We start from the raw sequence: 12,988 nt of genomic DNA, 5'->3' as shown, positions 1-12,988 counted from the left end.
AAAATTAATAGTGATGCGGGTTTTCGGATTAAAAATGGAGAATTGAGTCGATGCATTCGCGAGCAAGCCCGCTCCCACATTAGTTCAACGGTGAACACAGGATTTGTGAACACCGAAGATCAACTGTGGGAGCGGGCTTGCTCGCGAAAGCTATTTCAGCGGCACCTCAACGAAACCGGTCAACCTCATGCCGCAGGTCCGCCGCCAGCGATTCAAGCTCCTTGGCGGTGATGGCCAGATTGGAAACAACCTCCCGCTGCTCGCTGTTCGCCAGCGCAATACTCTGCAAGTTGCTGCTGAGCAATGTCGCGGTGCTGCTCTGCTCCTGGGTCGCGGTAGTAATCGCGGCAAACTGCTGGCCCGCCGAACGGCTCTGCTCATCGATCCGCGCCAGGGCCGAAGCGACGTTGGCATTACGCGACAAGCCTTCCTGCATCAGCACATTGCCCTGTTCCATGGTGCTGATGGCGTTGCCAGTTTCCTGCTGGATGCTCTGGATCATGCCGGAGATTTCGTCCGTCGCTTCGCGGGTCCGCGATGCCAGATTGCGCACTTCATCCGCAACCACCGCAAAGCCGCGACCCTGCTCGCCGGCTCGGGCCGCTTCGATGGCGGCGTTCAGCGCCAGCAGGTTGGTTTGGTCGGCAATCGCAGTAATCACCCCGACGATGCCGCCGATTTCCTGGGAACGCTGGCCGAGGGTGTTGATCACGGTCGCGGTGCTGTTCAACGCGCCGGCGATTTGCTCCAGGGAGGAGGACGCTTCCTGCATCGATGTACGACCGATCTGCGTCTGTTGTGCGTTTTCCTGAGCCATACGCTGGGTACTGCTCATGTTGTCGGCAATGTTCAGGGAGGTCGCGCTGAATTCTTCCACGGCGCCGGCCATGCTGGTGATTTCGCCAGACTGCTGCTCCATCCCTTCATAAGCACCGCCGGACAGACCGGACAAGGCCTGGGCACGGCTGTTGACCTCGACCGAGGCCTTGCGGATGTGCTCGACCATGGTCGACAGGGCCTGGCTCATCTGGTTGAACGCCCGGGCCAACTGGCCGATTTCGTCGTTGCTCGACACATTCAGGCGCACGCTCAAATCACCGGCACCCAAGGCTTCGGCCTGACGTACCAAGTCGCCCAGCGGAGCCAGTTTGCTGCGCAGCAACCAGACCGCCGAGCCCACCGCGATCAGCATCGCGAGCAGACTGCCGATGGCCAGTTGAATGCCGACGCTCCACGTCACGGCGCTGATTTCGTCTTGCGGCATGCTCGCCACGACCGACCAGGGGCCACCATCGAACGGCACGGCGACGCTGTAGAAATCTTCCGATTTGTCGGTCCAGAAATCGCCCTTGCCCGGCGTCTTCGCCAGCGCAACGACGGCCGATACCGCTTGCTCCTGCGCTTGCACACCGGCAATCGGCACCAGCCATTTGCCCTGCTCATCCAGCAGCGCCAACGAACCGGTCTGGCCGATGCGGAAGCGTTTCAGGTTTTCGAACTGCGCATTCTGCGCGTCGGTGTAATCGAATCCTACGAACAGCACGGCAATTACCTTACCGCTGCTGTCGCGCACGGGGGTGTACTGGGTCATGTAGGAGCGTTCGAACAACAAGGCGCGACCGACATAGCTCTGCCCCGCGATCAAGCGTGCATAGGCCGGGTGAGCGTGGTCCAGCAAGGTGCCGATGGCGCGGCTGCCGTCCTGTTTGCTCAGCGACGTGCTGACCCGAACAAAGTCTTCGCCGCTGCGCACGAACAACGTGGCCACGCCGGCGGTCATCTGCTTGAACTCGTCGACTTCCTTGAAGTTGTTGTTCAACACTTCGCTGCCCAGGTGCAGGCCCGGGGTCTGTACGCCCGCCACCGTCACCGGCTCATCCGGGTGCACGCTGAGGCCGGCGCTGAAGCGTTTCTCGAACAGGCCACTCAGGCGCTGGGTGCTTTCGCGCAGCGTGCCGTGGAACGTACTGAGCTGATCCGCCAGCAACCGGGCCTCACTGGCCAGGTGCTCTTCGCGGGTGGCGAGGTTGGCGGTGTCCAGCGAGCGCAGGGCGAACACGGTGCTGCCGCTGATGACAATCGCCAGAATCACGGCAAGCGCAAGACCAAGCTGTGAGGCGATCCGGGCACGGGGTTGAGACATGACAGCTCCTGGCCGAGCGACCGGATCCTCCTTGATCCGGATAAACGCTCAGCAAAATTTCGAATTAGGGAAAAACGTGAAACCTGCACGACGGTCCCACCTGCAGATTTTCGGCGGCAAACCTGAATACTTGAGTCATGGGCCAGGTTATAGCGCATAGCCACTATATCGATTCAGCTCAGACGTTCAACATCCGGCAGTTCCATGGCCCGGACTTCCCCTTGCAGGAAGTCGCTGAGCCGGCGCATGCGCTCACCCCCGGGGCGGGTTTTCGGCCAGACCAGGTAATATTTCTCGCCGCTGGCGACGGCCGTCGGCCACGGCAAACTCAGACGTCCTTGGGCCACGTCCTCTGCCACCATCAGCAAATCCCCCATCGACACGCCATAACCCCGGGCCGCCGCGATCATGCCCAGCTCCAGCGTGTCGAACACCTGCCCGCCCTTGAGCGATATCTGATCAGACAACCCCATGCGTTCCAGCCAACTGCGCCAGTCGCGGCGGTCCGGGGCCGGGTGCAGCAGTTCAGTACTGGCGAGTCGCGCAACATCCCAGGGCTGGTCGTCCAGCAAGTTGGGGGCGCCCACCGGAATCAACTCTTCCGGAAACAACAAGGTCGTCTCCCAGTCCGGTGGGAAATTTCCGTTGCTGAGGATCACCGCGCAATCGAACGGTTCGTGGTTGAAGTCCACCGTGTCGATGTCCATCCAGGCGCTGGTCAGTTGCACCTCGTTGCCCGGTTGCAAGTGCCGAAAGCGACTGAGCCGCGCCAGCAGCCAACGCATGGTCAGGGTCGACGGAGCTTTCATGCGTAGGATGTCGTCTTCGGCGCGCAGCGTATTGCAGGCCCGTTCCAGGGCCGTGAACCCCTCGCGGATGCCGGGCAGGATCAGCCGCGCCGAATCGGTCAGTTGCAGGTTGCGCCCACTGCGGTGAAACAGCCGACAAGCGAAATGCTCTTCGAGCGTACGAATGTGCCGACTGACCGCACTTTGGGTAATCGACAGTTCTTCCGCCGCCCGAGTGAAGGAGCTGTGCCGCGCCGCCGCTTCAAATGCGCGCAGGGCATACAACGGAGGAAGCCGACGAGACATGGAGAAAGCTCCTATAGCGGGATTAGGCCAACTTATCAGAAACAATCCTGGATGAGTTTTAATCATGCCACCCATCCTTTTTATCCCTTTGTGCAAACCCCGCAGAGCGCCGAGAATCGAGCCTTTCCAGTTATCTGTAACCAAGGAGCGTGATGACCATGCAGCATCCAGCACGTACCGAACTCTGGGCCATCCTGCGGCTGGCGGGGCCGTTGATTGCCTCGCAGTTGGCGCACATGTTGATGGTCCTCACCGACACCTTGATGATGGCGCGCCTGAGTCCCGAGGCGCTGGCCGGCGGTGGCCTGGGCGCGGCGACTTACTCGTTCGTGTCGATTTTCTGCATCGGCGTGATTGCGGCGGTCGGCACTTTGGTGGCGATCCGTCAGGGCGCGGGCGATATCGTCGGCGCGGCACGGCTGACCCAGGCCGGACTGTGGCTCGCCTGGTTGATGGCGCTGGTGGCCGGGTTGCTGCTGTGGAACCTCAAACCGGTGCTGCTGATGTTTGGCCAGACCGAAACCAACGTCCACTCCGCCGGGCTGTTTCTGACGTTCCTGCCGTTCGCCCTGCCCGGTTACCTGAGTTTCATGGCTCTGCGCGGCTTCACCAGCGCCATCGGCCGGGCAACGCCGGTGATGGTCATCAGCCTGGGCGGCACTGTGGCCAACTTCGTCCTCAACTATGCGTTTATCACCGGGATGTTTGGCTTGCCAAAAATGGGCCTGGCCGGGATCGGTCTGGTCACCGCGATTGTCGCCAACCTGATGGTCGTGGCGCTGGCGCTGCACATTCGGCGGCATCCGGCTTACGACGCTTATCCATTGCGCCAGGGCCTGTCGCGGCCGAACCGGCAGTACCTGAAGGAACTGTGGCGCCTGGGCCTGCCGATTGGCGGCACCTACGCGGTGGAAGTCGGGCTGTTCGCGTTCGCGGCGTTGTGCATGGGCACCATGGGCAGCACGCAGTTGGCGGCGCATCAGATTGCCCTGCAGATTGTGTCCGTGGCATTCATGGTGCCGGCGGGGCTTTCGTATGCGATCACCATGCGCATCGGCCAGCACTACGGCGCCGGGCAGTTGCTCGATGCGCGGTTGGCCGGTCGGGTCGGGATCGCGTTTGGCGGCGCCTCGATGCTGGCCTTCGCCATGGTCTTCTGGCTATTGCCGAATCAGCTGATCGGTTTGTTCCTCGATCATAACGACCCGGCCTTTCGTCCGGTCATCGACCTGGCCGTGAGTTTGCTGGCGGTGGCAGCATGGTTCGAGCTGTTCGACGGCACGCAAACCATCGCCATGGGCTGCATTCGCGGGCTCAAGGACGCCAAGACTACGTTCCTGGTGGGTTTGGGCTGTTATTGGCTGATTGGTGCGCCGGCCGCGTGGATGATGGCCTTCAATCTGAATTGGGGGCCGACGGGCGTGTGGTGGGGATTGGCGCTGGGGCTCGCTTGCGCGGCGGTGAGTCTGACGCTGGCGTTTGAGTGGAAAATGAAACGGATGATTCGGCGCGAGCCTGCGCCACAGCAACGTTTCGAGGTCCCTCAGCCAGACTGAGATCCCTCTATGGGAATGAGATCCCCTGTGGGAGCGGGCTTGCTCGCGAATGCGGTGTGTCAGTCGACAGCGATGTTGCCTGACACGGCCTCTTCGCGAGCAAGCCCGCTCCCACATTGGGTTCGGGGTCAGCTCACGATTTCGAGGGCGGGCTGCTGACTGCTGCCAAACGTTAGATACTCCACCAACTCCGCCAACGGCAACGGCTTGCTGATCAAATACCCCTGCACCTGATCACACCCAAACCCACGCAACAGATCCAGCTGCTCCGGGGTTTCCACACCTTCGGCCACCACTTCCAGGTTGAGGTTGTGCGCCAGGTTGATCATCGCGTGCACCAGTTTGCGGTTCTCTTCCCGCTCTTCCATGCCGCCGACGAAGCTTTTGTCGACCTTGAGCAAGGTGATCGGCAGGCTATTGAGGTGCACGAACGACGAAAATCCGGTGCCAAAGTCGTCCAGCGAAAAGCGCACCCCGAGGCGGCCAAGAGCATCCATGGTCTGCTTGACCAGATCGCTGCGGCGCATCACCGCGGTTTCGGTCAGTTCGAATTCCAGCCATTGCGCTTCGACGCCACGTTCGGCGATCAAACGACTCAGCGTCGAGAGCAGTTGGCTGTCCTGAAACTGCCGGAACGACAGGTTGATCGCCATGTGCAACGCCGGCAAACCCCGTTCGCGCAACGCCTGCATATCGCGCAGGGCCCGGGAAATCACCCAGTAACCCAGCGGCACAATCAAACCGCTTTGCTCGGCCAGCGGCACGAACTCGCTTGGCGGCAGTAAGCCCCGTTCGGCGTGACGCCAGCGCACCAGCGCTTCGAGGCCGACGATCTGGCCGTCCTCAAGGTTCAGGCGCGGCTGGTAATGCAGTTCCAGCTCATCACGACGCAAGGCCCGGCGCAGCTCGCTTTCCAGATCGGCCATGCTGCGGGCATTGCGGTTGATGCGTTCGTTGAAGATATGAAAGGTGCAACCCTGGGTGCTTTTGGCCTGCTGCATGGCGATGTGCGCGTGCCACATCAGCGGGTCGGCGCCGGCCTGGGCCCGGGCGTGGGCAATGCCGAGGCTGGAGCCGATCAACAGGCTTTCGCCGTCGACCCAGTAAGGCTCGGACAGCGCTTCAGTGATGCGTTCGGCCATCCATTCCGCACGTTGCGGTGCGCGGCGGGTGTCGATCAGCAGAGCGAATTCATCGCTGCCGAGGCGGGCCAGTTGATCGCCGGCCTCAAGCTGGCTCTTCAGCCGCGCGACCACTTGCAGGATCAATCGGTCACCGGCCTGATGGCCGAGGGCGTCGTTGGCGTGACGGAAGTTGTCGAGGTCGAGATGCCCGAGGGCCAGGCCACGACCGTCGTTTTCCGCCAGACGCGCCGCGAGCAAGGTCTGAAAACCCTGGCGGTTGGCGATGCCGGTCAGCGGATCTTGCTCGGCCAGGCGTTGCAAGGTGTTTTCCAACACGCCGCGCTCGCGCACATGGCGCAGGCAGCGGCGCAACATGCCCGGGTCGAGCAGGTCACGTACCAGCCAGTCGCTCACGCCGTCGGGCGGCAAATGCGGCTCGTGCTCGAGCAACAACACTGTCGGCAGGCTGCAACGGCCGGGCGCCGGCTGAAGGGCCGGGATCGTCAACAGCACTGCGCTGCGGTTGTCTTCGAACAGACTGCTGACCGACTCCCAACTCGGGGCGCTGATCAGCACTGCCGAGCTCCCCATTGGAGCCAGACACTCGCGCAACAACGCTGCCCACGCTGGCTCTTCGGCCAGTAGCAGCAAACGCAAGGGTTCGACAGGCGTAGACAAGCTAGCTCCCTAGACTCTGCTAATGATGGAGGCGGCGGGCATTATGCCGCGCCGATAACCAATGACCAAATGACCTGGGTTATCAAACGCGGTTTTGTATCTGGAATACGAACATTAGACGCAAAACCCCCGCGCATCCTGCGTGAAAGTAACAAAACCGGCAATTAGAGATCGCGTGTTGCGTCACAAGTCGGAGAGAGCAGCACAATTCGCTGAGCCTGTTAAAATGCCGGCCCATTTCGCAAATGACTCCCTGATCCTGTATGTCCCGACTCAATCCCCGGCAGCAAGAAGCCGTGAACTACGTCGGCGGCCCTCTATTGGTGCTCGCCGGTGCAGGCTCCGGCAAGACCAGCGTGATCACGCGCAAGATCGCGCACTTGATCCAGAACTGCGGCATCCGTGCCCAGTACATCGTCGCCATGACCTTTACCAACAAGGCCGCGCGCGAGATGAAGGAACGGGTCGGCACCCTGCTCAAGGGCGGCGAAGGCCGTGGCCTGACGGTGTGCACCTTCCACAACCTGGGCCTGAACATCATCCGCAAGGAACACGTGCGGCTGGGCTACAAACCGGGCTTCTCGATTTTCGACGAGACCGACGTCAAAGCCCTGATGACCGACATCATGCAGAAGGAATACGCGGGCGACGACGGCGTCGACGAGATCAAGAACATGATCGGCTCGTGGAAAAACGACCTGATCCTGCCGCCCGAAGCCTTGGAAAACGCACGCAACCCCAAGGAACAGACCGCCGCCATCGTCTACACCCACTATCAGCGCACGCTCAAGGCGTTCAACGCGGTGGACTTCGACGACCTGATCCTGCTGCCGGTGAAGCTGTTCCAGGAACACGCCGACATCCTCGAAAAGTGGCAGAACAAGGTCCGCTACCTGCTGGTGGACGAATACCAGGACACCAACGCCAGCCAGTATTTGCTGGTGAAGTTGCTGATCGGCACACGCAACCAGTTCACCGTGGTCGGCGACGACGACCAGTCGATCTACGCCTGGCGCGGTGCCCGGCCGGAAAACCTGATGTTGCTCAAGGACGATTACCCGTCCCTGAAAGTGGTGATGCTGGAGCAAAACTACCGCTCCACAAGCCGCATCCTGCGCTGCGCCAACGTGCTGATTTCGAACAACCCCCACGAGTTTGAAAAACAACTGTGGAGCGAGATGGGTCACGGCGACGAAATTCGCGTGATCCGCTGCCGCAACGAAGACGCCGAAGCCGAGCGTGTGGCCGTCGAGTTGCTGACCCTGCACTTGCGCACCGACCGGCCGTACAGCGACTTTGCGATCCTGTATCGCGGTAACTACCAGGCCAAGCTGATCGAGCTGAAGCTGCAACACCATCAGATTCCTTACCGACTCTCCGGCGGCAACAGCTTTTTCGGACGTCAGGAAGTGAAAGACCTGATGGCTTACTTCCGCCTGATCGTGAACCCGGACGACGACAACGCCTTCCTGCGGGTGATCAACGTGCCGCGCCGGGAAATCGGTTCGACGACCCTGGAAAAACTCGGCAACTACGCCACCGAACGCAAAATCTCGATGTATGCCGCCACTGACGAAATCGGCCTGGGCGAGCATCTGGATACGCGGTTTACCGATCGCCTGTCGCGCTTCAAGCGCTTCATGGACAAGGTCCGTGAGCAGTGCGCCGGCGAAGACCCGATTTCGGCCCTGCGCAGCATGGTCATGGACATCGACTACGAGAACTGGCTGCGCACCAACAGCTCCAGCGACAAAGCCGCCGATTACCGCATGGGTAACGTCTGGTTCCTGATCGAGGCGTTGAAAAACACCCTGGAGAAAGACGAAGAAGGCGAGATGACCGTCGAAGACGCCATCGGCAAACTCGTGTTGCGCGACATGCTGGAACGTCAGCAGGAAGAGGAAGACGGCGCCGAAGGCGTGCAGATGATGACCTTGCACGCCTCCAAGGGCCTGGAATTCCCCTACGTGTTCATCATGGGCATGGAAGAGGAAATCCTCCCGCACCGTTCCAGCATCGAAGCCGACACCATCGAAGAAGAACGCCGTCTGGCCTACGTCGGGATCACCCGCGCGCGTCAGACCCTTGCCTTCACCTTCGCCGCCAAGCGCAAGCAGTACGGCGAGATCATCGACTGCGCACCCAGCCGCTTCCTCGATGAGCTGCCGCCGGACGATCTGGCCTGGGAGGGCAATGACGACACACCCGTGGAAGTCAAAGCCGTTCGCGGCAATACCGCATTGGCGGATATACGCGCGATGTTAAAGCGCTAGAATCGACTACTTTTTAACCAGCCCTGGACGCACAAGCGTCCTTAGAGGAAAGCTTCATGGAAGCACTGCACAAGAAAATTCGCGAAGAAGGCATCGTGCTTTCCGACCAGGTCCTGAAGGTCGACGCCTTTCTGAACCACCAGATCGACCCGGCCCTGATGAAGCTGATCGGCGACGAATTCGCCACGCTGTTCAAGGATTCGGGCATCACCAAGATCGTCACCATCGAAGCCTCGGGCATTGCTCCGGCGATCATGACCGGCCTGAACCTCGGCGTGCCGGTGATCTTCGCCCGCAAGCACCAGTCCCTGACCCTGACCGAAAACCTGCTGTCGGCGACCGTTTACTCGTTCACCAAGCAGACCGAAAGTACCGTGGCGATTTCCCCGCGCCACCTGACCAGCAGCGACCGCGTGCTGATCATCGATGACTTTTTGGCCAACGGTAAGGCGTCCCAGGCGCTGATCTCGATCATCAAGCAGGCCGGCGCGACCGTGGCCGGCTTGGGGATTGTGATCGAGAAGTCGTTCCAGGGTGGGCGTGCGGAACTGGATGCGCAGGGTTATCGGGTTGAATCGTTGGCTCGCGTTCAATCGCTGGCTGGCGGGGTCGTGACCTTCATAGAATAAAAAATGTGGGAGCGAGCTTGCTCGCGATGAGGCCATAACATTCAACATCATTGTTGGCTGTTAAACCGCCATCGCGAGCAAGCTCGCTCCCACAGTGGTTTTGTATCGACTGTTATTGCGCGGTGGCCTTCAGGCCCGTGAGCAACAACCGCTGAAACAAATCCTCTTTCAACCCGTCCGTGTCGGTCAGTTGCATCCGCTCCAGATGCTCCGGGTATTGCGAGGCTTCCGGCGCATCCAGCGCAGCCTTGCCCAGCTCCAGAATCTCACTCAGTTTGAACTTGCTCTTCAACCAGTTCAGCGCTCGCAACAGGTCCCGCTCCACCTCGGTGAAATCGCAGCCCAGCGGATACTCCGGAAACAGGTTGGGATGCCGCGCCTGAATCGCCTGCAAACGCTGCGGGTGGTTGTCGGCAAACCGTGGGTCGATGCGGAAATTCTTCGGCAATTTGCCAACGGCCTGGGCCTGTTCAATCAACCCCGGCTGGAAGCGTGAATCGCTGACGTTGAGTAACGCCTCGATCACCGCTGCATCAGTCTTGCCCCGCAAATCGGCGATGCCGTACTCGGTGACCACGATGTCTCGCAAATGCCGGGGAATCGTGCAGTGGCCGTATTCCCAGACGATGTTCGAATTGACCTCACCGCCCGACTCGCGCCAGCTGCGCAGGATCAGCACCGAACGCGCACCTTCCAGCGCATGGCCCTGGGCGACGAAGTTGTACTGCCCGCCGACACCGCTGAGCACCCGCCCGTCTTCCAGCTGATCCGCCACGCCGGCGCCCATCAGGGTCATCGTGAACACGGTGTTGATGAATCGCGCGTCGAGACGCTGCAACCGCTTGAGTTCTTCCTGACCGTAGAGCTCGTTGATGTAGCTGATGCGGGTCATGTTGAATTCGAGGCGTTTGCTCTGGGGAAATTCGCGCAGGCGCTCGTAGAAACTGCGCGGCCCGAGGAAAAATCCGCCGTGCACCGAGATGCCATCGGTTTGCGCCGCTTCGTCGAGGGTGCCGTCGTTGGCCTGTTGCTGGGTCGGTACGTCTGGGTAGACCTTGCGCCGCACGATCCCGGCATCGGCCAGCACCAGCAAACCGTTGACGAACATTTCGCTGCACCCGTACAGGCCCTTGGCGAACGGTTCGACGCCACCTTCGCGCTCGATCAACTGCGCCCACTGGCTCAGGTTCAGGTCCGCCAGCAACGCTTTGTACCCGGCGTTATCCGCCTGACGCGCGAGCAGCGCCGCCGTCAGCGCATCGCCCATGGAGCCGATGCCGATCTGCAACGTACCGCCATCGCGCACCAACGTGCTGGCGTGCAGGCCGATGAAGTGATCCTGAAAACCCACCGGCATGTTCGGCGTGGAGAACAGCGTGGTGTTGTCCTTCGCGTCGATCAGCAGGTCGAACGCGTCCATGCCAAGTTCCGCATCCCCGGGCATGTAGGGCAAATCGTTGTGCACCTGACCGACGATCAGGATCGTCTCTCCCGCCGCCCGGCGTTTTTCGATCATCGGGAACAGGTCGAGGGTGATGTCCGGGTTGCAACTCAGGCTCAGGCGATCCGGGTGATCGGCATGGCTGGCCACCAGTTGCGCAACAAGATTCAAACCGGCGGCGTTGATGTCCCGCGCAGCATGGCTGTAGTTGCTGCTGACGTAGTCCTGCTGAGCCTGGGCGCTGTGCAGCAGGCTACCGGGCTGCATGAAGAATTGCTGGATCTGGATGTTCGGCGGCAGGTTGTCTTTTTGTAACTCGGCGAGAAAATCCAGCTCCGGATAATCGCCGAAGACCCGCTCGATAAAGGGTTCGAGGAAGCGCTTTTGCAAACCATCACCCAAGGAAGGACGACCGAGGCACAGAGCGGTGTAGATCGTCAGCCGCCGCTCGGGCAGTTGGGCGATGCGTTGGAACAGCGCGTTGACGAAGTGGTTGGGTTTGCCCAACCCCAGAGGCAAGCCCATATGAATATGCGCCGGCAACCTTGCCAGCACGTCATCGACCGCTTGTTCGATAGAACACAACTGCACCATCTGATCCTCCCGCACGCTCCGTGAATTGGGGTTGGACCGAGCTTGCCGGGTCTTTGCTGCAAATAACAGTCTCAGTAACCAAATCTTGCAAACACTAAAGATCCCATGTGGGAGCGGGCTTGCTCGCGAATGCAGTCTGACCTTCAACATACTTGCCGACTGACACACCGCTTTCGCGAGCAAGCCCGCTCCCACATGGGTTGGTGGTGGTCTTCAAGGCAAATCGCAGGCACAAAAAAGCCGCTCGCAAGCGGCTTTTCGCTGAAGATGACGACTTATTTCAGGCCGGACATCTTCTCGATCGCGCCTTTCAGCTCTGGGTCAGAGCAATCGGCACAGGTGCCTTTTGGCGGCATGGAGTTGATGCCGGAGATCGCTTTGGCAAGCAGGCCGTCAACACCACCTTGTTCTTTGGCACGTTTGCCCCAGTCAGCCGCGTCACCGATTTTTGGCGAGCCCAGCAGGCCGGTACCGTGGCAAGCGTTGCAATGTTTCGCAATTACTTCGTCCGGGGTCTTGGCCCCGCCGCCGCCTGCCGAAGCAGCGACTTCCATCCCTTTGCATTCTTGACCCGTTACACAGACCTGGCCGACAGGCTCAAGGCGTTTGGCAATATCGTCAGTAGAAGCTTGTGCGCTCACAGCCCAAAGGGCCAATACGGTTGCTGGTGCAGCCAGCATTTTCATAATTAGGTTCACGCGTTCACCCTCAATGGTGGCTATTCACGCCCGCGGCCACGGTTCGCAGGCGGGCGCAAGTATAACGGCAAGCCCGCCACACTGAAACAACCCCAAAGTCGAAGGGGTCTTGTTGTGCGGTGGAAAACAGCTCGGGCGCCTCGGCAGTGCTGGCAGGACGCCTCTTTTCTTAGAAATTCGCCGGCGTGGCTGCGCTGATTAGTCGCGCCGGTGCGTCGAACGGATTCCGGAAACGGTGCGGCTTGGTACTTTCAAAGTAGTAGCTGTCGCCGGCTTCGAGCACAAAAGTTTCTGCGCCGACCACCAACTCTAGCCGCCCTTCGACCAGAATCCCGGTTTCCTCGCCCTCATGGGTGAGCATCTCGTCACCGGTATCGGCGCCAGGCGGGTAGATTTCATTGAGGAAGGCGATGGCCCGGCTCGGGTGCGCACGGCCGACCAGCTTCATGGTCACGGCACCATCGGAAATATCGATCAGCTCGTTGGCTTTGTAGACGATCTGAGTCGGTTTTTCCTGCAGGATCTCTTCGGAAAAAAACTCGACCATGGACATGGGAATCCCGCCCAAGACTTTGCGCAGCGAACTGATCGAGGGGCTGACGCTGTTTTTCTCGATCATCGAAATGGTGCTGTTGGTGACGCCCGCGCGCTTGGCGAGCTCACGCTGCGAAAGACCTTTGAGCTTACGGATGGATTGCAGTCGTTCACCGACGTCCAATGCTGGAGCCTCCAGGGATTCAGGTTGTAGGAATATTGAG

At 60.4% G+C, this 12,988-nt stretch carries 9 protein-coding genes; 3 read left to right on the top strand and 6 right to left on the bottom strand.

What is annotated here, in order from left to right:
- Positions 1–166 precede the first annotated feature (166 nt).
- Together HB680_RS07300 and HB680_RS07295 are read right to left on the bottom strand one after the other, a co-directional pair.
- Entirely contained in the window at positions 167–2,143 is a 1,977-nt protein-coding gene (locus tag HB680_RS07300; protein WP_213937860.1) for a methyl-accepting chemotaxis protein, read from the bottom strand.
- A gap of 173 nt (positions 2,144–2,316) precedes the next feature.
- Complete coding sequence (locus tag HB680_RS07295; RefSeq protein ID WP_213937859.1) at positions 2,317–3,237, bottom strand: LysR substrate-binding domain-containing protein; 921 nt, start codon at positions 3,235–3,237, stop codon at positions 2,317–2,319.
- A gap of 158 nt (positions 3,238–3,395) precedes the next feature.
- On the opposite strand from HB680_RS07295, the gene HB680_RS07290 reads away from it, so the two are divergent.
- Complete coding sequence (locus HB680_RS07290; protein ID WP_213937858.1) at positions 3,396–4,793, top strand: NorM family multidrug efflux MATE transporter; 1,398 nt, start codon at positions 3,396–3,398, stop codon at positions 4,791–4,793.
- A gap of 128 nt (positions 4,794–4,921) precedes the next feature.
- On the opposite strand, the gene HB680_RS07285 is transcribed toward HB680_RS07290, so the two are convergent.
- Complete coding sequence (locus HB680_RS07285; protein ID WP_213937857.1) at positions 4,922–6,595, bottom strand: bifunctional diguanylate cyclase/phosphodiesterase; 1,674 nt, start codon at positions 6,593–6,595, stop codon at positions 4,922–4,924.
- Positions 6,596–6,858: 263 nt separating this feature from the next.
- Here HB680_RS07285 and rep point away from each other — a divergent pair, with 263 nt between their 5' ends.
- Positions 6,859–8,868 carry a DNA helicase Rep gene (rep, locus tag HB680_RS07280; RefSeq protein ID WP_092276241.1) on the top strand — a complete coding sequence of 670 codons (2,010 nt, stop codon included), beginning with the start codon at positions 6,859–6,861 and terminating at the stop codon, positions 8,866–8,868.
- 56 nt (positions 8,869–8,924) lie between these two features.
- Complete coding sequence (locus HB680_RS07275; RefSeq protein WP_020799401.1) at positions 8,925–9,497, top strand: xanthine phosphoribosyltransferase; 573 nt, start codon at positions 8,925–8,927, stop codon at positions 9,495–9,497.
- A 112-nt stretch (positions 9,498–9,609) separates the two neighbouring features.
- On the opposite strand, the gene HB680_RS07270 is transcribed toward HB680_RS07275, so the two are convergent.
- The 3 genes from HB680_RS07270 to HB680_RS07260 form a co-directional block, all read right to left on the bottom strand.
- On the bottom strand, positions 9,610–11,532 hold the full coding sequence (locus tag HB680_RS07270) for an acetyl-CoA hydrolase/transferase C-terminal domain-containing protein (protein WP_213937856.1): 1,923 nt from the start codon (positions 11,530–11,532) through the stop codon (positions 9,610–9,612).
- A 275-nt stretch (positions 11,533–11,807) separates the two neighbouring features.
- Positions 11,808–12,218: a c-type cytochrome gene (locus HB680_RS07265; protein ID WP_346657361.1), complete on the bottom strand. Its 411-nt coding sequence runs from the start codon at positions 12,216–12,218 to the stop codon at positions 11,808–11,810.
- Positions 12,219–12,399: 181 nt separating this feature from the next.
- Positions 12,400–12,948, bottom strand: a complete 549-nt coding sequence (locus HB680_RS07260) for a cupin domain-containing protein (protein WP_047226150.1) — start codon at positions 12,946–12,948, stop codon at positions 12,400–12,402.
- Positions 12,949–12,988 lie beyond the last annotated feature (40 nt).

The sequence above is a fragment of the Pseudomonas sp. dw_612 genome, from assembly GCF_018449725.1.
Lineage (GTDB): Bacteria > Pseudomonadota > Gammaproteobacteria > Pseudomonadales > Pseudomonadaceae > Aquipseudomonas.
The sequence above is the reverse complement of the archived record's forward strand: the minus strand, read 5'-3'. Positions and strand labels throughout refer to the sequence as shown.

What these genes read in the sequence shown, in the direction of transcription:
- HB680_RS07270 (WP_213937856.1), bottom strand. Translation starts at nt 11,532, where the DNA reads ATGGTGCAGTTGTGTTCTATCGAACAAGCGGTCGATGACGTGCTGGCA.
- HB680_RS07275 (WP_020799401.1), top strand. Translation starts at nt 8,925, where the DNA reads ATGGAAGCACTGCACAAGAAAATTCGCGAAGAAGGCATCGTGCTTTCC.
- HB680_RS07295 (WP_213937859.1), bottom strand. Translation starts at nt 3,237, where the DNA reads ATGTCTCGTCGGCTTCCTCCGTTGTATGCCCTGCGCGCATTTGAAGCG.
- HB680_RS07290 (WP_213937858.1), top strand. Translation starts at nt 3,396, where the DNA reads ATGCAGCATCCAGCACGTACCGAACTCTGGGCCATCCTGCGGCTGGCG.
- HB680_RS07265 (WP_346657361.1), bottom strand. Translation starts at nt 12,218, where the DNA reads ATGAAAATGCTGGCTGCACCAGCAACCGTATTGGCCCTTTGGGCTGTG.
- rep (WP_092276241.1), top strand. Translation starts at nt 6,859, where the DNA reads ATGTCCCGACTCAATCCCCGGCAGCAAGAAGCCGTGAACTACGTCGGC.
- HB680_RS07300 (WP_213937860.1), bottom strand. Translation starts at nt 2,143, where the DNA reads ATGTCTCAACCCCGTGCCCGGATCGCCTCACAGCTTGGTCTTGCGCTT.